At 68.4% G+C, this 20104-nt stretch carries 17 protein-coding genes and 2 tRNA genes; 12 read left to right on the top strand and 7 right to left on the bottom strand.

Annotation, left to right across the window (positions count from 1 at the left end; all coding sequences use genetic code 11):
• Window positions 1-32 precede the first annotated feature (32 nt).
• Entirely contained in the window at window positions 33-794 is a 762-nt protein-coding gene (locus AC1DKN_RS03075) for an SDR family oxidoreductase (protein WP_476870438.1), read from the top strand.
• A gap of 89 nt (window positions 795-883) precedes the next feature.
• Here AC1DKN_RS03075 and AC1DKN_RS03080 read toward each other — a convergent pair whose 3' ends face one another.
• The 5 genes from AC1DKN_RS03080 to AC1DKN_RS03100 form a co-directional block, all read right to left on the bottom strand.
• Complete coding sequence (locus AC1DKN_RS03080) at window positions 884-1366, bottom strand: hypothetical protein (RefSeq protein ID WP_476870439.1); 483 nt, start codon at window positions 1364-1366, stop codon at window positions 884-886.
• 290 nt (window positions 1367-1656) lie between these two features.
• On the bottom strand, window positions 1657-2865 hold the full coding sequence (locus AC1DKN_RS03085) for an acyl-CoA dehydrogenase family protein (RefSeq protein ID WP_476870440.1): 1209 nt from the start codon (window positions 2863-2865) through the stop codon (window positions 1657-1659).
• A 9-nt stretch (window positions 2866-2874) separates the two neighbouring features.
• Window positions 2875-4413, bottom strand: a complete 1539-nt coding sequence (locus tag AC1DKN_RS03090) for an APC family permease (protein ID WP_476870441.1) — start codon at window positions 4411-4413, stop codon at window positions 2875-2877.
• A complete protein-coding gene (locus AC1DKN_RS03095) occupies window positions 4410-5621 on the bottom strand; it encodes a glutathionylspermidine synthase family protein (RefSeq protein WP_476870442.1) in 1212 nt (403 codons plus the stop codon). The genes AC1DKN_RS03090 and AC1DKN_RS03095 overlap by 4 nt, the downstream gene beginning before the upstream one ends.
• A 2-nt stretch (window positions 5622-5623) precedes the next feature.
• Entirely contained in the window at window positions 5624-6220 is a 597-nt protein-coding gene (locus AC1DKN_RS03100; protein WP_476855657.1) for a Tat pathway signal protein, read from the bottom strand.
• Between the two features lie 187 nt (window positions 6221-6407).
• Here AC1DKN_RS03100 and AC1DKN_RS03105 point away from each other — a divergent pair, with 187 nt between their 5' ends.
• The 4 genes from AC1DKN_RS03105 (at window position 6408) to AC1DKN_RS03120 (ending at window position 10010) form a co-directional block, all read left to right on the top strand.
• Entirely contained in the window at window positions 6408-7061 is a 654-nt protein-coding gene (locus AC1DKN_RS03105) for an MOSC domain-containing protein (protein ID WP_476870443.1), read from the top strand.
• A 390-nt stretch (window positions 7062-7451) separates the two neighbouring features.
• Window positions 7452-9569, top strand: coding sequence for a DEAD/DEAH box helicase (locus tag AC1DKN_RS03110; RefSeq protein WP_476870444.1), 2118 nt, complete (start codon window positions 7452-7454; stop codon window positions 9567-9569).
• A 233-nt stretch (window positions 9570-9802) separates the two neighbouring features.
• Window positions 9803-9874 (top strand) — tRNA-Thr (locus tag AC1DKN_RS03115).
• Window positions 9875-9936: 62 nt separating this feature from the next.
• Window positions 9937-10010, top strand: a tRNA-Met gene (locus tag AC1DKN_RS03120).
• A 55-nt stretch (window positions 10011-10065) separates the two neighbouring features.
• On the opposite strand, the gene AC1DKN_RS03125 is transcribed toward AC1DKN_RS03120, so the two are convergent.
• A complete protein-coding gene (locus tag AC1DKN_RS03125; RefSeq protein ID WP_476851342.1) occupies window positions 10066-10473 on the bottom strand; it encodes a hypothetical protein in 408 nt (135 codons plus the stop codon).
• Between the two features lie 132 nt (window positions 10474-10605).
• Here AC1DKN_RS03125 and AC1DKN_RS03130 point away from each other — a divergent pair, with 132 nt between their 5' ends.
• The 5 genes from AC1DKN_RS03130 to AC1DKN_RS03150 all read left to right on the top strand — a co-directional run bounded on the left by AC1DKN_RS03130 (window position 10606) and on the right by AC1DKN_RS03150 (window position 15949).
• On the top strand, window positions 10606-11289 hold the full coding sequence (locus AC1DKN_RS03130; RefSeq protein WP_476859381.1) for a response regulator transcription factor: 684 nt from the start codon (window positions 10606-10608) through the stop codon (window positions 11287-11289).
• Window positions 11286-12689: a sensor histidine kinase gene (locus tag AC1DKN_RS03135; RefSeq protein WP_476870445.1), complete on the top strand. Its 1404-nt coding sequence runs from the start codon at window positions 11286-11288 to the stop codon at window positions 12687-12689. The genes AC1DKN_RS03130 and AC1DKN_RS03135 overlap by 4 nt, the downstream gene beginning before the upstream one ends.
• A 146-nt stretch (window positions 12690-12835) precedes the next feature.
• Window positions 12836-13636 carry a membrane protein insertase YidC gene (gene yidC, locus AC1DKN_RS03140; protein WP_230007959.1) on the top strand — a complete coding sequence of 267 codons (801 nt, stop codon included), beginning with the start codon at window positions 12836-12838 and terminating at the stop codon, window positions 13634-13636.
• Window positions 13633-14292, top strand: a complete 660-nt coding sequence (locus AC1DKN_RS03145; RefSeq protein ID WP_476870446.1) for an NAD(P)H-binding protein — start codon at window positions 13633-13635, stop codon at window positions 14290-14292. The genes yidC and AC1DKN_RS03145 overlap by 4 nt, the downstream gene beginning before the upstream one ends.
• Window positions 14293-14377: 85 nt before the next feature.
• Window positions 14378-15949 carry a Na+/H+ antiporter gene (locus AC1DKN_RS03150; RefSeq protein ID WP_028276506.1) on the top strand — a complete coding sequence of 524 codons (1572 nt, stop codon included), beginning with the start codon at window positions 14378-14380 and terminating at the stop codon, window positions 15947-15949.
• 15 nt (window positions 15950-15964) lie between these two features.
• On the opposite strand, the gene AC1DKN_RS03155 is transcribed toward AC1DKN_RS03150, so the two are convergent.
• Complete coding sequence (locus AC1DKN_RS03155) at window positions 15965-17143, bottom strand: ROK family transcriptional regulator (protein ID WP_476870447.1); 1179 nt, start codon at window positions 17141-17143, stop codon at window positions 15965-15967.
• A 103-nt stretch (window positions 17144-17246) separates the two neighbouring features.
• Here AC1DKN_RS03155 and AC1DKN_RS03160 point away from each other — a divergent pair, with 103 nt between their 5' ends.
• Window positions 17247-18953 carry a glycoside hydrolase family 13 protein gene (locus tag AC1DKN_RS03160; protein WP_476870448.1) on the top strand — a complete coding sequence of 569 codons (1707 nt, stop codon included), beginning with the start codon at window positions 17247-17249 and terminating at the stop codon, window positions 18951-18953.
• Window positions 18950-19945 (top strand): aldo/keto reductase, encoded by a 996-nt coding sequence (locus AC1DKN_RS03165; RefSeq protein WP_476859388.1) that lies wholly within the window; start codon window positions 18950-18952, stop codon window positions 19943-19945. The genes AC1DKN_RS03160 and AC1DKN_RS03165 overlap by 4 nt, the downstream gene beginning before the upstream one ends.
• Window positions 19946-20104: the final 159 nt, after the last annotated feature.

Genomic DNA, 20104 nt, shown 5'->3' on the forward strand with positions numbered 1-20104 from the left:
CCGCGCCGGCCGCCACCGCTAGGCTGGTCGGCATGAGCTCCCCCGACGGACGTAAGACGGCCCTTGTCACCGGTGTCGGCCGGCTCGCCGGAATCGGCGCAGGCATCGCACGCCGCCTCGCCGCGGACGGCTGGGACCTCGTGCTGACGTACTGGCAGGACTACGACGCGCGGATGCCGTGGGGAGTCCAGCCGGACGACGTCGAACGCCTCACCGCCGAGCTCGAGGCGATCGGTGCCGCCGTCGTGGCGCTGCCGGCGGATTTCCAGGACCCGCACGCCGTGGACCGGCTGATGTCCGCCGCCGCGGCGGAGGCCGGAACCCTGCAGGGTCTGGTGCTCAGCCACGCCGAATCCGTGGACTCCTCCATCCTGGACACGTCCCTGGAGAGCTTCGAGAGGCACTTTGCGGTCAACACCCGGGCCAGCTGGCAGTTGATTGCCGCTTTCGCCCGGCAGGCCGGTCCCGAGGGCGGCGCCATCGTGGCCCTGACCAGCGACCACACCGCTTTCAACCTGCCCTACGGGGCATCAAAGGGCGCACTGGACCGGATCGTGATCGCCGCCGCCCGCGAACTCGGCCCGCTCGGGATCAGCGCCAACGTCCTGAACCCGGGACCGGTGGATACCGGCTGGATGGATGAGCCGCTCCGTGACGAACTGGCCCGCCGGCAACCCGGCGGCCGGCTGGGCACACCGGCGGACGTGGCCGGCACCGTCGCGTTCCTGCTCTCGCCCGAGGGCCGCTGGATGTCCGGGCAGCTGGTCAAGGCCGACGGTGGATTCTCCGCCTGAGCCACTGAACGGCGGGAACGCTCTGATTCATGGAGCGTGTGTGGTGTTGGGGCAACGTCCGGTGGTGGCCGGACCCGGTCAGCCGGCGCTCAGCCGGCGGTCAGCAGGGCGAGGGCTGTTGCCAGTTCGGTGGCGGCGCCTTGGAGGAGGCAGGCCGTCTCCCGTGCCCGGGTCTTGCGTCCGGACTGGAGGTCGGCATCGATGAGGTCGGCGATGAGTTCGAGCCGGCACGCACCGGCCTTGGATGCGGACCAGGACAGGCTTTGGGCGGCCAGGCGCGCGGCCTCCCAGTCCCCGACGGCCAGGGCCTGGTGAATCTTTTCGACCCGGTGGGGAAGCATGAGCTGGAATGTGCTGACGAAGTCGTGGAACTTCCACGACTGGACCGTCCCCGTGCTCTCCTGAAGCCGGTCGCGGTCCAGGACGAGTGCCGCGCTGATGCGGGCCCGGTGCCTGTGGGGTCCCTGACCGGAAGCGGACCTGTCCTGGCCGTCCCCGCCCGCGCCGGCAGTGGCGTGACGTGCCGGAAAGAAACGAAGTGTCCACGCGGCTGGCTTCGCGTTGAGACTCATGATGTCCCCCTATACTTGGCAGCCTGTTCCACCCGTCGGGCAGGAAGAGTGCTCAGCTCCTGTCTGGGACGGGCGGGACTACGTCGGTTCGACCGGCCAGAGAAGAAGTGCCGTGGGCTATTTGGCTGCCTCTGCTCCGGTGGCGATGGCACCACTGTACGAATGCGCCCCCGGGAGGACACGAGTGTTGGCTACCCGTAAACCCGGCAGTCACCACTTGTATCACTGGCCTCATCCGTAGCGCGTGACGAGCGGACACGGAAACACTGCCGCGAAATACCCCGCGGCTCTCAGCGGAAGGCGGGGAGACCCGTGATGTGCTGGCCCAGGATCAGGGTGTGGACCTCGTCGGTGCCCTCGTAGGTCCGGACGGATTCCAGGTTGGCGGCGTGCCGCAGCGGGGAATAGTCCAGCGTGATGCCGTTGCCGCCCAGAATCGTGCGAGCCTCCCGGGCAATGCTGAGCGCCTCCCGCACGTTGTTCAGCTTGCCGAGTGAGATCTGCTCCGGGCTCAGCCTGCCGGCGTCCTTGAGCCGGCCCAGGTGCAGGGCCAGGAGTGTGCCCTTCTGGATCTCCAGGACCATGTTCACCAGCTTCTCCTGCGTCAGCTGGTACCCGGCCAGCGGCTTGCCGAACTGCAGCCGCTCCTGGGAGTAGGCCAGCGCGGCCTCATAGGAATCCCGCGCGGCGCCCATAGCTCCCCACGCGATCCCGTACCTGGCCTCGTTGAGGCAGGAGAAAGGACCCCTCAGCCCGCGCGCCGCGGGCAGCAGCGCCTCCGGGCCCAGCCGGACGGCGTCGAAGGTGATGTCGCACTGGATGGAGGCGCGCATCGAGAGCTTCTGCCCGATCGGCGTCGCGGTGACGCCCGCGGTGCCGGCGGGGACGAGGAAGCCGCGCACGCCGTCGTCGGTCATGGCCCACACCACCAGCACGCCCGCCACGGAGGCGAGCCCGATCCAGCGTTTCGCGCCGTCCAGGATCCAGCCCGCGTCATCGCCGGAGCCGTCGCGGCGGGCGAAGGTCTTCATCGAGGCAGGGTCCGAGCCGGCCGTGGGCTCGGTCAGGGCAAACGCGCCGATCAGTTCGCCGGCGGCCATCCGGGGGAGCCACTCCTGCTTTTGGTCCTCGGAGCCCCACTTGTGGATGGCCGTCATGGCGAGGGAGCCCTGCACGGAGACGAACGTGCGGACGCCCGAATCGCCGGCCTCGAGTTCCATCGCCGCGAGGCCATATTCGACGGCGGAACGGCCCGGGCAGCCGTAGCCCTCCAGGTGCATGCCGAGCACGCCGAGCTCGCCAAGTTCCGGGGCGAGCTCGAGGGGGAACACGGCGTCCTCGTACCAGCCGGCGATGCCCGGCCGGATCCGCTGGTTCGTGAAATCGCGGACGCGCTCGCGCACGCTGCGCTCCTCCGCGCTCAGCAGGGAATCGATGGCCAGGACATCGGAGACGTCGGAAAGGTTGGCCTCATTGTTCATGCCAGCTTCGTTGCTCATGCCAGCATCCTACGGCCGCACCTGCAGGGGCGCGCCGGCGTCGGGCTGGTGCTGCAGGAAGTAGCCCCGCGTGGACGGCGCGAAACGGCAGGCGGCGGCCAGCGCCACGCCCAGCCCCAGGAGCAGCACGCCGCTGATGAAGGCCCCGCCGACGCCGAAGATCTGCGTATCACCGTAGTCCGGATCCCACATCTGCACCGCCGAGACGAAGAATGCCGCAGTCAGCATAAGGGCGCCGAGCAGGGGCATGACGCCGCGGAACCAGAAGTTCCGGGCCGAGCCGCGCAGGCTCGCGCGGAAGTACCAGACGCACGCGAAGCCGGTCAGGGCGTAGTAGAACGCGATGAACAAGCTGATCGAAGTGATGGAGTCGGCGAGCAGGTTCTCGCTCAGGAGACTCATCAGGACGTAATAGGCGACGGCAGCGGCACCCATGACCTGGGTGGAATACCCCGGCGTCTGGTTGCGCGGGTGGACCTCGCCGAACCTGCGCGGCACGGCTCCGTGCACGCCCATGGACAAGGTGCCGCGGGCCGTGGGAAGGATGGTGGTCTGGGTCGAGGACAGCACCGAGGCCAGGACGGCGACGACGATCAGCCAGCCCCAGGGGCCCAGCACCACGTCCTTCATGGCCAGGAAGACATCGTTCTGGTTGGCCTCGTTGCCCAGCCCAATCCCATCCGTGCCCACCGTGGCATACATCATCACCAGCAGGGCCACAGAGACGTAGATCGCCACGAGGACAAGCGCGGAAATGACGGCGCCTCGGCCGGGCGTGGTGGCAGGGTTTTCGGTCTCCTCGTTCACCGCGAGGCAGGTATCCCAGCCCCAGTAGATGAACAGGGCCAGCAGGGCTCCGTGCACCACCGCGCCCGGATCGGCGAACGCACCGGCGGGGTTGAACCACTCAAGGTCGAAGGCTTGGCCAGTGGCCGCGCCGGGCACCCCGCCCGCGATCCGGAAGATGATGGCCATCGCGAAGATGCCCAGTGAGAGGTACTGCACGTAGGTCAGGACCCGCTGGACATGTTCCCCGAGGCGGATGCCGCGGTAGTTCACGAGGGTCATGAACACGATGAACAGCACGCCGGTGGCGGTGACCACGAGGCTGTTCCCGGCCAGCGAACCGTCGCCGATCAGCAGCCACAGGTACTGCCCGGCGACCTGGGCGAGGTTGGCCAGGACCAAGACGCCGGCCAGGGCCACGCCCCATCCGCCCAGCCAGCCGGCCCAGGGACCGAACGCCCGGCGGGCCCAGATGAAGGTGGTCCCGCAGTCCGGCATGGCGCTGTTGAGCTCACGGAAGGCGAAGGCGATGAAGAGCACGGGCACGAAGCCCAGCAGCAGGATCAACGGGGTGTAGTTGCCGTTCACCGCCACGATCAGTCCCAGGGTCGCCGCGAGCGAATAGACCGGCGCGGTGGAGGCCAGCCCCAACATGACGGAGTCTCCGAGATCCAGGATCCCGGCGCGCAGTCCCTTGGCCGGAACTGCCGCGGGACCCCCGGGGCCGCCGGCCGTCGTCGTCGTCGTGGTTCCGGTGCTCATAGGGCAATACCTGCCTTGCTGGAGTGGGCCTGGTTCGAGGCCGGGGCGGGCGCGTCAATCGTGTTGGGCACGAACCGGCAGAAGTAGTCGGTGATGGGCCCGTCCGACTCGCGGATGCCGCAGCCGACCGATTCGCCGTCGACCACCCAGAGGCCGAGCACAGGGCGGTTGCCGTCGAAATCGGGAAGGGCATGGAACTGCTGGTAACACCAGCCTTCCCGGCCATAGTCGCCGGGCTGTTCGAGGTCGATGCCGGCGGCGTGGATCCTGATGTTGTCCCCTTCGCGGCCATGCAGCGGCTTGGCCACCCACTCCGTGAGCGGCCCGGGACCGTCAAGATAGGCCGGAAGCAGGTTGGGGTGGTCCGGGTAGAGGTGCCAGAGCGCCGCGAGCAGGGCCTTGTTGGACAGGAGCATCTTCCAGGCCGGCTCCACCCAGCGCGGATTGTGGGCGCGCTGCAGCAGCCGCTGCCCGAACGGCTCCTTCATCATCAGTTCCCAGGGGTAGAGCTTGAACATGGTGCTGATCATGAAGTTGTCCAGGTCCACGAAGCGGTTGAGGTTCGGATCCCAGCCGATGTCGGACATGTTGATGCCGATGGTGGTCCAGCCGGCCTGGCTCGCGACGTCCCGCATGTAGGCTGCCGTCATCCAGTCCTCGCCGGATTCTTCCGCCTCGGAGTGGGCGACGTGGAGCGTGCTCATGCCGGTGCGGTACTGCAGCCTCTTCCACTGCCGGATGAGGGCTTCATGGATGCCGTTCCACTGGTCCTTTTCGGGATGGACGTCCTGCAGCCAGAACCACTGGGCGACGGCGGCCTCAATGAGTCCGGTAGGGGTGTCCGCGTTGTACTCCAGCATCTTGGCCGGGCCGCCCCGGCCGTCGTAGACGAAGTCGAAGCGGCCGTAGACGTCCACATCGCCGGCCTGCAGCGATGCAGCCGCCAGTTCCATGGCCTGCGGCCCGATCCCGATGTTGCCCATGGCCCCGGTGGCGAGGAACTTCGCGGCCTCGAGGCACATGCGGTGCATGTCCTCGGCGGCCTGTTCGAGGGTCTCCACTTCGTCCATGGTGAATTCGTAGTAGGCGCCTTCGTGCCAGTACTCGACGTTCGTGCCGTCCGGCAGGGCCGTGGTGGAGAAAACCAGGCCTTGTGCTTCAATCCGCTCTTTCCAGTCCGGCCGCGGCGCGGATCCCAGTCGTTTCATCCCTAGCCTCCCGTGCTTCCGCCCTTGGCGCTGCCGCCGAAGCCGCCCCTGCTGACCGTGCCGCCCTTGGCGCTGTACCCCGTGGACGCCTTGGCCCCGGTGGGAACTGTCCTGCTGTAGCTGGGGTAGCCCGACCGGTTCTGGCCCAACCCGGGCACGCTGGCGCCGCGGGAGTAGAAGTACCAGGCGTAGATGCCGGAGCTGCGGCCGTCCGTGCTGCTGTTGTTGCACTGCGCATCGTCGACCCGCTCGCCGGTGTCGTCGTTGAAGCACACCTGGGCGTAGTCGGCCTCGTCCTCGTTGCTGGCCACCATGGCGGTGATCGTGCCGGCCAGGAGCGCCGTGACGCCCAGCCCGACGACGGCGGTACGGCGCTGCGAACGCTTCTTTCGCGCCGCCGCGGCCGCCAGGCCGCGCTCGCGTTCCAGGGCGAAGGGGTCAACCACGGCGGGGGCAGTGGGGTCAGCCGGAAGTCCCGGCGGCGCGGGCTGGCCGGGCTGGTTCTGCAGCTCGGGCCGGAGCTCCGGCTGTGGAATCTGCCACGGAGGCTGCTTCCGGTCCTGCCGTGGACTGTCCGGGTGCTCGTCGTTTCGGCCCAAATGTGTCCCCTCACGTCTGGCCGCAGGGTATCCCGCGGAAGGCTTGCGTGCTTTTCCCGACGCCAGCCTAACCGGCCTCCGGATCCCGGGCGATGGAAAGGGCGTGCCGTGTCTGCGGCGGGCGCGTGGGAAGCGTGCCGGCGCTGAGTCCGGGGCCGCGGGCACGCCGCAGGCCTACACTGGTGCCATGGAAACCGCATCCGTGCTTGCTGTCTGCAGGGTTCACCAGCTGCTCGATGATCCCGGCAGCGTCGGGGTCACCGCGATCGACAAGCGCCCCGTGGACGGACCGGTGAAAGTCCACAAACTTGGCCTGCGCGGTGATATCCAGGCGAGCAGGATCCACCACGGCGGCGAGGACCAGGCACTCTACGCGTACTCGCAGGACGACGCCGACTACTGGGCCGGCGAACTCGGCCGGGACATGCCAGCGGGCATCTTCGGCGAAAACCTGCGGATCACGGGCCTCAACGCCTCCAACGCCGTGATCGGCGAACGGTGGAAGGTCGGACTGGACGTCGAGGTGGAAGTCACCTCCCCGCGCATCCCCTGCGCCACCTTCCAGCGGCGGATGGGCGAGCCGCACTGGGTCCAGCGGTTCACCGAGGCCGGCAGGGTGGGCACCTACCTCCGCGTGGTCCGGACCGGCAGCATCGAGGCCGGAGACCACATCCACCGGCTCTTTGTCCCTGCCCACGGCGTGACAATCGCCAAGTGGTTCACCGATCCCACCCTGGAGGACATGGAGGCCCTGCGCGACGCCGACGCCGACGGCCAGATCCGCCTGCAGCCCGAGTACCACCAGAGGTTCGTACAGCTGCAGCGCCGTCTCGGGGTCTAGGCGTGGGGAGCCGGTGTGCGCAAGCTCACCAGCCCCCGTCGGCCCCTCAATTACCACTGTTCCGCTCCATGCCCTACACTTGAAATATCCCCCACTCCGGAAATCCCTTATTCCTGCCCAATTCTTGAGGCAGGACTGGCAAGTGTTGGGGCCCGCAAATGTGATGCGGGCATTTTCATAGGGAGAGCCGGCAAAAGAAAACGCTGTACAGACTGCTGGGATAGCAGCCAAGAGATGCAGCGGGAAGTCCTGCCACGGGATTGCGAAAGCGCCGGACTTCTATGTGACCCGCCGGTCAACCGTACGCCCGGCAATTCGTGTCACGCGTACTGCGGCTCCGCTCACCTCGGGTTGTGCCGCTTGGCCCCTATGGATGAGGAAATTTCACCTATGCCCGAAAATCAGAACAACTCCGTCGACACCGAACTCGCCACCGAGAACACCCAGGCCGACGTCGAGACTTCTGAAACGGCTGCCCCCGCAGCCGGCTCCGCCCCGGAATTCACCGAGGCTCCTGCGAACGTTGTAGCACCGGCGGCCGAAGCTGCCCCGCAGGCTGACACCAAGACCGAGGCCACTTCCGCCCCGGCCAAGGACGAGGACGCCGAGGAAGAAGGCGTCAGGTTCGTAGACCTCGGCATCGATGGCCGTGTCCTGGCCGCCCTGCAGGACGTCGGCTACGAGAAGCCGTCCCCGATCCAGGCAGCAACCATCCCGCTGCTGCTCGAAGGCCGCGACGTCGTGGGCCTGGCCCAGACGGGTACCGGTAAGACTGCAGCATTCGCAGTACCGGCACTGTCCCGCCTGGCCGAGCTCCACGACCTCAACGGCCCGTCCCGCAAGACCCAGGCCCTGGTGCTGGCCCCCACCCGTGAGCTCGCGCTCCAGGTTGCCGAGGCCTTCACCTCCTACGCCAAGCACATCGACGACTTCACCGTCCTGCCGGTGTACGGCGGCTCCGCCTACGGCCCCCAGCTCGCCGGCCTGCGCCGCGGCGCGCAGGTTGTTGTCGGTACCCCCGGCCGCGTCATCGACCACATCGCCAAGGGTTCCCTGGACCTGTCCGAACTCCAGTACCTCGTGCTGGATGAGGCCGACGAGATGCTCCGCATGGGCTTCGCCGAAGACGTGGAGCAGATCTTCCAGCAGACCCCCGCGGGCCGCCAGGTTGCGCTGTTCTCCGCCACGATGCCGAGCCAGATCCGCCGGCTCTCCAAGCAGTACCTGAACAACCCGGCCGAGGTGCAGGTCAAGTCCAAGACCACCACGGGCGCCAACACCCGCCAGCGCTACCTGCAGGTCATGGGCCCGCACAAGCTCGATGCGCTGACCCGCATCCTCGAGGTCGAGGAGTTCGAGGGCGTCATCGCCTTCGTCCGCACCAAGATGGCCACCGAGGACCTCGCCGACAAGTTGCGCTCGCGCGGCTTCCAGGCTGCCGCCATCAACGGCGACATCCCGCAGCAGCAGCGTGAGCGCACGGTCGAGGCCCTGCGCGACGGCAAGATCGACATCCTGGTCGCCACCGACGTCGCCGCCCGCGGCCTGGACGTCGAGCGTGTCAGCCACGTGGTCAACTACGACATCCCGCACGACACCGAGTCCTACGTCCACCGCATCGGCCGCACCGGCCGCGCAGGCCGTTCCGGCGACGCGATCCTGTTCATGACCCCGCGCGAGAAGTACCTGCTGCGTTCCATCGAGAAGGCAACCCGCCAGCCGGTGGAGCAGATGCACCTGCCCACGGCCGAGACCGTCAACACGCTGCGCCTGGGCAAGTTCGCCGAGCGCATCACGGAGACCCTCGCGTCCGAGGACGTTGCAGCGTTCCGCGACCTGATCTCCTCCTACGAGGAAGAGCACAACGTGCCGGCCTCGGAAATCGCCGCCGCACTGGCCGTCATGGCCCAGGGCGGACAGCCGCTGCTGGTCAAGGAACTGCCGGCAGCGCCCGAGTTCCAGAAGCGCGAGCGCTCCAAGGACGGCTTCGGCTCACGCGGCCCGACCCGCACCCTGACCGAGGGCAACGCCACCTACCGGATCGCCGTCGGACGCCGCCAGCGCGTCATGCCGGGTTCCATCGTTGGCGCCATCGCCAACGAAGGCGGTATCTCCTCGGCCCAGATCGGCGGCATCGACATCCGCTCGGACCACTCCCTCGTGGAGCTCCCGGCGGACCTGAGCGCCGATCAGCTCAAGGCACTGTCCCGCACCCGGATCGGCGGCGAGCTGATCCACCTGGAGCTCGACAACGGCCGTAAGCCGGCCGGCGACCGCGGCTCCTACCAGGGCAACCGTGGCGGAGACCGTGGCGGCTACTCCGGCGGCAGCGGCAACTTCAAGGGCAACGGCGGCTTCAAGCGCGAATTCCGCAAGGGCGACGGCGAGCGGTCCTCCGCTGACCGTGGCGGCCGCTCCTTCAGCGAGCGTTCCGAGCAGCGCACCTTCGGCGCGGACACCCGCAAGCCCCGCACCGAAGGCGGCTTCAAGCCCCGCAACAAGTGGTAACCACTAGCACCATCTGAGAACGGGCCGGCTCCCTGAGCCGGTCCGTTCTTGTTTAAGCATTCCGGCCCCGTGTTCGCTTCGTCACAGCCGCGGCCGCCGATTGGTCCCGGGAGCCGATCCGGGCCCCCAAAACCGCGCCGGGAGCCCGGATTTCCGCTGTTTCCGGCCGGTCCGGCGTCGTACGGCCGCCGATTTGTTGGTGGGCGAATCTTCCGGTAGAGTATTTACTCGTTGCCCCCCTAGCTCAGTGGTAGAGCGCGTTCTTGGTAAGAACGAGGTCACCGGATCGATTCCGGTGGGGGGCTCTGAATGAGGGCCTGTGTCAAGGCGGTTTTTGACCGGCTTAGCGCAGGTTTTCCTCATTTACGGCGGTGTAGCTCAGTTGGTTAGAGCGCACGACTCATAATCGTGAGGTCGGGAGATCGAGCCTCCCCACCGCTACAGACAAAACCCCCGGAATCATTGAGATTCCGGGGGTTTTTCTGTCTCCCCACTGTCAGTCATCGCTTCCCTTGTGCTTGTCGTCGCCGGGCTCGTTTTCGCCGTGTCCGCCGTGGTCGTCGCCCGGTTCGCTGGAGCCGGCAGGTGCCGGGGCGGGAACCGCGGTCCGGTCCTCGCCCGGTTCGCTGGAGCCGGCAGGTGCTGGGGCGGGGACCGCGTCCTCGGTGGCGGAGGGACTCGGCGAGGAGGCCGGGCTGCGGTCCTCGGTTCCGGACGTGCTGCCCGTGGATGTGGGGGAGCCGGAAGCGGCGGTGGTGGCGTTTTGCGGCAGGAGGACGGTATTGGCGGGGTTCGTTGTTCCGGCCGGTGAGCCGTTCAAGGTCTGGGCGTTGACTGCAAGGGCCGCGGATCCGGTGAGCAGGACACCGGCTGCCGTGAGGACGAGGACTGTTTTAGTTTTCATGTCTCCACCCTAGGAATCCGTGGGAAAGGACGGGTCTTGGGGAAATCCAAGAGTTGTCCAAGTTTGCGCCCCCGATCAGCCAACTCACGCGGATTGCGGCAGAATTCGCGGCAGGCAGGAACATAATCAGGTATGCAGATCCTGGTAGTGGAGGATGACGAATCAGTTGCCACCGGAGTCCTTGACGGACTGGGCCGGGCCGGCTTCGGGGCCAGCCACGTCGGAACTGGCGGCCAGGCCCTGGAGGTGGTCCGCGCGTCCAGTCCCGATTTTGTCCTTCTGGACCTGGGGCTGCCGGACATGGACGGCACCGATGTGTGCCGCGCCATTCGGGCGCTGACCTCGATTCCGATCATCGTGGTCAGTGCCCGGGATGAAGAGATTGACCGGGTCCTGGCGCTGGAACTGGGCGCCGATGACTATCTGGTCAAGCCGTTCGGGATGCGGGAACTCATCGCGAGAATCCGGGCGGTGGCGCGCCGCTCCGAAGAACGGCTCCCGGATGGCCGGCCCGGGACGGAGCTCAGCAGGAACATCGGCGGCCTGAGTATTGACCAGCGCTCGCGCCGCGTGCTCCTGGACGGAGCCGAGGTTTATCTGACCGCCAAGGAGTTCGAACTCCTGTATTTCCTGGCCGCCGACCCCGGCGCGGTGTTCGAGCGCCGGGAAATCCTGCGAGCGGTCTGGGACGGCGACTGGTACGGCACCACGAAGACCGTGGATGCCCACATTGCCGGAATCCGCAAAAAGCTCGGTGACCCCCGCTGGATCGAGGCCGTCCGCGGCGTCGGGTTCAGGCTCGGGGTGCCTGGATGAGATGGCGGCTGATCGGCGCCTTCATGCTCATCACCTTGCTGGTGGTCCTGGTCCAGGACATTCCGCTGGGAAACTATCTGGTCCGTGTGGAACGGGAGCGCCTCACCACGTCCCTTGAACGCGACGCTTTTCTCCTGGCCGGCCGGGCCGGCGACGCGTTGAAAGCCGGCGGTCCACTGCCTCCGGAAGTCGCGGCCGACGTGCGCCGGTATGGGGAGGCGGGCGGGGCCCGTGTGGTGATCGTCGACGCCGTCGGGACGGCCGTGGCGACCTCGGACGACGATCAGGCGGCCACCGGATCGCCCTACAGTTCGCGGCCCGAGATCGCCTCCGCACTGACCGGTCAGATCAACGCGGGCCAACGGTATTCCCAGACACTGGGCCTGGACCTGCTCTACGTCGCCGTTCCCGTCCTCAGCGGTGAGAAGATTTCCGGCGTCGTCCGGCTGACGTATCCGGCGTCGGTCGTGGCCGAGCAGGTGAACGGCCAGCTGCGTACCATCTGGACTGTCGCCGGAACCACGGTACTGCTCGCCGGCATCCTGGCCTACGTCATGGCCGGCGCCGTGACCCGGAGACTCCAGCGGCTGCGGGACGCCACGGAACTGCTCGCCGACGGAAACCTGGATACCCGAACCGACGAAGGGGGCGCCCCCGAGATCAAAGCCCTCGCGGGTTCCTTTAACCGCATGGCGGACCGGATGAAACACCTGCTCGAGCAACAACGCGGCTTCGCTTCCGACGCCTCCCATCAGCTCCGCACCCCGCTGACGGGGCTGCGGCTCAGGCTCGAGAACGCCCACGACACGATCCCCGCCGACCCGGAAGCGGGCCGGACCATGGTGGCCGCCTCGCTGGAGGAGACGTACCGGCTGCAGCGCATCATCGACGGGCTGCTGTTGCTCAGCAAGGCCGAAGGCAGCCCGGCCGCGCCGGTCACCACCGACCTCGTCGAGGCAGCGAAGGCCCGCAAGGAACAATGGGAGGCCCTCGCCGAGGAGACCGGTGTGCGCCTGAGCCTGGACGGCCCGCCTGCGGCAGACATCCTGATCCTGCCCGGGGCCGCCGAGCAAATCATCGACAACCTGATCGACAACGCCCTCGCCGTCGCCCCGCCGGGGTCACTGATCCAGCTCGTGGTCTCCCACGGTGAACAGCCAGGCACCATCGAACTGCACATCCTGGACGAGGGCCCCGGGCTTTCCCCGGAAGACTGCGAACGGGCATTTGGCCGTTTTTGGCGCGGCACCCAGGGCGGCGAGGGCAGCGGCCTCGGTTTGTCCATCGTGCACCAACTGGCCCGGGCCAGCGGGGCAGAAGCAACACTCAGGCCCAGGGCCCCCGGGCCCGCACCGGGCACCACCGGCCTGGACGCCTGCGTGCAATTCAGATCAGCCTAAAAATCAACGGCGTCAGCGCAGTGCGGGCACGCCCGGACACCGGCTGAATCGTCTCCTGGTCAGCCGTGTGCCTTCCCGCAACGCGCGCCCGTGACAAGAGGCACTTTTCGCCGTAGCTTTGCAGCAACTGACGGTTGGGGATATCAGTGGACCTTCTTGGCACCATCATGGCTCCGTTCAAATGGCTGGTCTCAGCCATGATGGCGGGCTTCCATGACGGACTCAGCGCCATCGGCATGCCGGCGGCCAGCGGCTGGACCTGGACGCTGTCCATCATTGGGCTGGTGCTGGTGATCCGCGCCGCCCTGATCCCGGTGTTCCTCAAACAGGTCAACGTCCAGCAGCGCATGAGGCGGTTGCAGCCGGACCTGAAGAAGCTCCAGGACAAATACAAAGGCAAGACCGATCCGCTCTCCCGCCAGGCCATGGCGCAGGAACAGATGGCCCTCTACAAGGCGCACGGCACCAACCCGTTCTCCGCCTGCCTGCCCCTGCTGATCCAGATGCCCTTCTTCTTCGCGCTGTTCCAGATGCTGTCCGGCATCAGCGCCGCGGCCGGCCAGGGCGAAGCCGTCGGGGCCATGAGCCCCGAACAGGTCGCGCAGTTCGACGAGTCCACGATTTTCGGCGCCCCGCTCTCGGCCTCGCTGCTGCACGGCGTCGGCGGCAGTCAGCTCTCGGTGTGGATCCTCTCCATTGCGATGATCCTGGCCATGACGGCCTCGCAGCTCATCACGCAGCGGCAGATCATGGCCAGGAGCTTGTCCGGCGAGGCCGTGGCGCCTCCGTTCATGGGCCCGCAAAAGGTGCTGCTGTACAGCCTGCCGGTCGTCTTCGGTGTGGGCGGGATCTTGTTCCCCATCGGCGTCCTGATCTACTGGACCACCACCAACTTGTGGACCATGGGGCAGCAGTTCGCTGTCCGGTGGGACAGAATGGGACCATGACGCGCATCGCAATTATCGGCGGCCACGGCAAGGTGGCTTTGGAACTGTCCAGGATCCTCGCGGCGGAAGGGCACGGGGTGACCTCCTTTATCCGCAACCCGGACCATGCGGCCGACGTCACGGACACCGGCGCCACACCGGCGCTGCTGGATGTGGAGAACGCGACGACGGCGCAGATCGCCGGAGCCCTCCGCGGACACGACGCCCTGGTGTGGTCGGCCGGAGCCGGCGGCGGCAGCCCCGAACGGACCTACGCCGTGGACCGCGACGCCGCGATCCGTTCCATGGACGCCGCGGCGGAAGCCGGCGTCAGCAGGTACGTCATGGTGTCCTATTTCGGGGCCGGGCCGGACCACGGAGTCCCCGCGGACAACGGCTTCTTCGCCTATGCCGAAGCCAAGGCCGCGGCGGATGAGTACCTGCGCGGTTCAGGCCTTGACTGGACCGTCCTGGGCCCCGGAACGCTGACCGCGGGACCCGGCAACGGGATGATCGACGTCGACCCCGCCGACACGTCCGACGGCACCGAAACCGCCCGGGCCAACGTCGCCCTGGTGGCGGCGGCGGTCCTCGGGCTGCCGGCCACGATCGGGCGCACCATCGAGTTCCGGGACGGCACGCTCCCGCTCGCGGCAGCGCTGGAAACGTTGGGCTAGCCCAGGACTCTTCCCGATAGGGTGGTGGGGGCGGTCCGCGCATCCACCCGGGATGCCCCGGCCCGCCTCCGGGGAAAGCGGGCACATGGATCAGTTGGCACTCATCGTTGGACTTCTGCTGGCTACGGTGGGCGCTGTCGGTCTCGGAGAGAAGCTGCGGCTGCCCTACCCGGTGCTGATGCTGATCCTGGCCGTTGCCCTGACGTTCATCCCCGGCTTCCCGGAGATCCAGATCCCGCCCGAGCTGATCCTGCCCATTTTCCTGCCTCCGCTGCTCTTCGCGACAGCGCAGCGCAGTTCGTGGGCTGTTTTCCGGGTCCGCTGGCGCACGTTGCTGATGCTTGCCGTCGCGCTCGTGGTGGTCTCGACGGCGGTGGTCGCGGGCGCGGCCTGGCTCATGATCCCGGGCATCGGCATACCGGCCGCGATCGCCTTGGGCGCCATGGTGGCCCCGCCCGATCCCGTGGCCGTGGACTCCATCGCCAGCCGGGTCCACATGCCGCGGCGGCTCATCAACGTGCTCCAGAGCGAGGGCCTGTTCAACGACGCCGCCGCCATCGTCATCTTCCAAGCGGCCGTGGCCGCGGCCGTCGCCGGCACCAAGATCGCCTCCGACGTCGTCCTCCAGTTTGTCCTGGGAGCTGCGATCGCGGTGGTTGTGGGGATCGGCATGGGCTGGCTCACGAGCCTGATCACCCGCCTGGTGACCTCCATGGTGGCCCGGAGCGCCGTCACCCTCGTGGTGCCGTTTGCCGCCTACATCCTGGCTGAGGAGGTGCACGCCTCCGGGGTGATCGCCGTCGTCGTCACCGCGCTGGAAATGCAGCGCCACTCCCGGCCCGGGGACGCCGCGGAGAGGGTCACCCGCACCGCGTTCTGGGACGTCGTGGAACTGCTGGTCACCGGCCTGGCGTTCGGGCTGGTGGGGCTGGAAGTACGGCAGGTCATCCACGACGAAGGCAGCGGCGTTTTCGGCATGGTCGGGACGGCCGCGGTGGTGTGCGTCCTGGTGTTCGCCGCACGCTTCGCCTGGCTGGCCATGATGTCCGGCCTCTCCCGGGCGAGGAAGGATGTTCTGCGCCCTACTTCGGCCAAGGACGTGCTGATACTCACGTGGTGCGGCATGCGCGGCCTGGCCACCCTGGCGCTGGCCCTGGCTCTTCCGCTAACCGTTGCGGACGGCACGCCGTTCCCGGCCCGCAGCGAGCTGCTGGTGATCGCCTGCGCCGTGCTGCTGGCCACCCTGGTGCTGCCCGGGCTGACGCTGCCGTGGCTCATGCGGGTCCTGAAGGCGTCCGAGGACGGTTCCGAAGAACGCGACGCCGCCCGCGTGTTGGCAAGCCGGGCGCAACAGGCAGCGATCGCGGCCCTGAAGGACAACGAGCTCATGAAGGAGCTGCCGGCGGATAAGGTGGCGCTCGTGAAGGAGAAAATGACCCGGCTGCACGCCGAGCTGCTGGACGGGAGCCTGCGGAATGAAAGCGCGGGGGAGCAGCGCAAGCGTGGCCGGGAACTGGCGATCGCGGTGCAGACGATCGCCCTCGATGCGGCCCGCCGGGAAGTCGTAGCGGCCCGGAACGAGCCGGGCATGGACCCGGAAGTCGCGGACCGGGTGCTGCGGCAGCTGGACCTGCGCACCATGATCATGCCGGACTAAGGCAACGGATCCGGGTCAGCCCCGCGCGGGGAGGGCCAGCTCCAAGGCATTCGCCTCGACGTAGTCCAGGGCGTGCCGGACCGCGCCCGCCGTGACGATCGCGTCGCCCAGGGGTGAGACTGTCACCCGCGGGGGAGTCGCGGTGAAGCGGGGAAGCAGGGCTGTGATGCCGGGCAGGAGCGCCCCGGCGGACTCGGCGACGGCGCCGCCGATCACCACCTGCTCGGGGTTGATCAGGCTCGCGATCGAGGCGATGACCCGGGCCATGCGCTCCGAAATCCGGTCCAGGATGGCCAGGGCCGCCGGGTCTCCCGCGGCCGCGTCCGCGAAGACGCGCGGCGCACTGGCAGGGCCGCCCGCGGAGGGTCCGCCGCCGGCAGCCGACCACTGCCGCACCAGGGCGGCGATGCCGTCGCTGGAGCCAACACCCTCCACCATGTCCAGATAGCCCATCTCGCCGGCGGCCCCGCCGCGGCCGTGGAGCAGGCGGCCGGATTCCATCACGCCGGCGCCGAGGCGTTCGCCGGCCAGGAGCACCACCAGATCATCCACGCCCACGCCGGACCCGCGCCAGCGCTCACCGAGCGCAGCCAGGTTGGCGTCGTTCTCCAGGAGCACGGTCCAGCCGTGCAGCTCCTTCAGCGCGGAGCGGAGCCCGACGTCGAACAGGCTCCAAAACCGCTGCGTCACCAGAACGTTGCCGTCGCGGTCCACCGGCGCTGCGATCCCGGCGCCGACGGCCAGGACCCTGCCCGGGTCAGCTCCCGCCGCTTCCAGCGCCTCGCGGCAGGCGAGATCGACGACGCCGATCCGCTCCTGCGCGGGGATGTCCGCCGCGCGGAAGCTCCCGCTGGAACGGCCGATCACCGTGCCGCGGAGGTCGGCCACGGCGGCGGTGGTGGTCGCGGCACCAATGTCCAGGCCCAACACGAAACCCGCTTCCCGGTTGAAGGCAAAGCGCCGGGCCGGCCGGCCCTTCCGCGGACTGGCAGGGTCTGCCGGCTGGTCCTGCTCCACGATCCAGCCCCGGCCGATCAGATCCTCGCAAACGGCAATCACCGAGGCCCGGGTCAGCCCGGTCAGGGCCATCAGCTCGGTTCCGGTGGCCACATCGGCGCCGCGGATGTGGCGCAGCACGGCCTGGGCGTTGACGCGGCGCAGCAGCTGCGGCGTGGCGGCGGCTGCGTGCGGCATCACTTCTTGACCTCTTCTGTCCCCGGACCCATAATTGTTCAGGCAATATATTTAGCTTGTATCTAAATTACCAGAAGCCCTCCCAGACCCGAAGGAATCTCCTTTGACCAACACCGCCACGCTGGCAACCCTGTCCGGTTCCGATCTCGCCGCCGACCCCAACTGGTGGCGCCAGGCATCGGTGTACCAGATCTACCCGCGGAGCTTTTCGGACTCCAACGGTGACGGACTGGGCGACATCAAGGGCATCACCGCCAAGGTCCCGTACCTGAAGGAACTCGGGATCGACGCCGTCTGGCTCTCCCCGTTCTACCCCTCGGCGCTCGCCGACGGAGGCTACGACGTCGACGACTACCGCGACGTGGACCCCAAGCTCGGCACCCTGGCGGACTTCGACGAGATGTCCGCCGCGCTGCACGCCGCCGGCATCAAGCTCATCGCCGACATCGTCCCCAACCACTCCTCGAACCGGCACGAGTGGTTCCAGGAGGCTCTGGCCTCCCCGCGCGGCTCCGCGGCCCGCGAGCGCTACATCTTCCGCGACGGCCTCGGCGAAAACGGCGAACTCGCGCCGTCTGACTGGGAATCCGTCTTCGGCGGCCCCGCCTGGGAGCGCATCACCGAGCCCGACGGCACGCCCGGGCAGTGGTACATGCACATCTTCGCCAAGGAACAGCCGGACCTGAACTGGGCCAACCGGGAAATCCGCGACGACTTCCTCAAGACGCTCCGCTTCTGGTCCGACCGCGGCGTGGACGGCTTCCGCGTCGACGTCGCCCACGCGCTGACCAAGGACCTCACCGAGCCGCTGATCTCCAAGGTGGAGCTCAGCGCCGCCAACACCGGAACGGACGGCTTCCCGGACGGCTCGCACCCGTTCTGGGACCGCGATGAAGTCCACGAGATCTACGCCGAATGGCGCGAGGTGTTCAACGAGTACAACCCGCCGCGCACCGCCGTCGCCGAGGCCTGGGTGCACGCCACCCGCCGCGCCCGTTACGCCAGCCCGGAGGGCCTGGGCCAGGCGTTCAACTTCGACCTCCTGCAGGCCGACTTCGCCGCAGGCGAGTTCCGCGAAATCATCGCCCGGAACCTCGCCGAGGCCACCGAGTCCGGGGCCTCCTCCACCTGGGTTTTCTCCAACCACGACGTCGTCCGCCACGCCACCCGCTACGGCCTGCCCCAGGGCGGGGGCAAGCACGCCCAGGGCCAGGACGGCAAGGGCTGGCTGCTGGCCGGCGCCCCCGTCGAGGAACTCGACGTCGAACTCGGCCTGCGCCGGGCCCGCGCCGCGACCTTGCTGATGCTGGCCCTGCCGGGATCGGCCTACCTGTACCAGGGCGAGGAACTGGGCCTGCAGGAAGTCGCGGAGATCCCCGACGCCGAGCGCCAGGACCCCACCTTCTTCCGGAACAAGGGCGTGGAGATCGGCCGCGACGGCTGCCGCGTGCCCCTGCCCTGGGCCCCGGAGGGCACCTCGTTCGGCTTTGGCGCCGGCGGGGCACACCTGCCGCAGCCGGCCTGGTTCGGCCGCTACGCGGTGGCAGCCCAGGACGGCGTGGAAGGGTCCACCCTCGAGCTCTACCGCACGGCCCTGAAGCTGCGCCGCGAACTGCAGACCTCGGAGGAACTGCAGTGGCAGGAATCCGGCAGCGCCGACGTCCTGCGCTTCAGCCGTCCCGGCGGCTGGCAGACGGTGACCAACTTCGGCGACGCGCCGGTTGACCTGCCGGCCGGCGAGGTGCTGGTCAGCAGCGGCCCGCTGGATGGCGGGCAGCTGCCGGCCAACACCACCGTCTGGCTGCGGTGAGCCCCGCACCGCAGGCTTCGCCCGGCACGCCCGCCGGCGCCGGGAACCTTCCCCAGGAACTCGTCTACGGCTGCATGGGCCTGGGCGGCGACTGGTCGGCCGAGCCGTACTCGTCCGCGCACGTGGACGAGGCGGCCGCGGCCGTCGAAGCCGCCCTGAACGCGGGCATCACACTGTTCGACCACGCGGACATCTACACCAACGGCAAGGCCGAAGCCGTCTTCGGCGAGGTCCTGGCCCGCACCGCCGGGCTGCGGGAGAAAATCCGGCTGCAGACCAAGTGCGGCATCCGGCTCAACGAGCAGGGCCTGGAGGCCTACTACGACCTCAGCCGGGACGGCATCCTGGAGCGGGTCAACGAAAGCCTGGCCCGGCTCCGGACGGACTACGTCGACGTGCTCATGCTGCACCGCCCGGATCCCCTGATGGATCCGGCGGAGGTGGCCTCCGCCGTCGGGCAGCTCATGGCCGAAGGCAAGGTGCGGGCCGTGGGCGTGTCCAACATGTCGGGCCCGCAGATCGAGATGCTGCAGGACCGGCTCGAGGTTCCCGTGGTGGGCAACCAGCTCGAAATGAGCCTGCTGAAACGGGCGTGGCTGGAAAGCACAGTGCTCGTCAACCATGCCGAGGGCACGGACTACAGCTTCCCGCACGGGACCGTCGAGCACTGCGTCCGGAACGGCATCCGTCTGCAGGCATACGGGTCGCTGGCCCGCGGCCTCTACACCGGGGCGCCGGCGGCCGCTCGGACGCCGGCCGAGGAGGCCGCCACCTCCCTCGTGGCCGCCCTGGCCGCCGAGAAGGGGACCACGGGGGAAGCGATCGTGCTCGGCTGGCTCATGAGGCACCCTGCAGGGATTGCGCCCGTGATCGGCACCGCGAACCCGGACCGGATCCTCGCCTGCGCCGGAGCCGCCGAGGCCGCCGCGGCGATGACCCGCGCCGAGTGGTACGGGCTCTGGGTCGCGGCCCGGGGAAGCAACATCCCCTAGCCTGTCCGTCCCACCCAACTGGCCGGCAGCCGAGGCCGTTGGGAGCCCGAAAACGGCTTCTGCTGCCGGCCAGCTGGGTGTGGACGTGATTTTGGTCGTAATGGTCGCCGCTGAGGGCCGGATCGCTTAGCGGCAAGTGCCCCCGGGCGACTAGCGTAG

The sequence above is a fragment of the Arthrobacter sp. 01N444 genome (assembly GCF_056399305.1).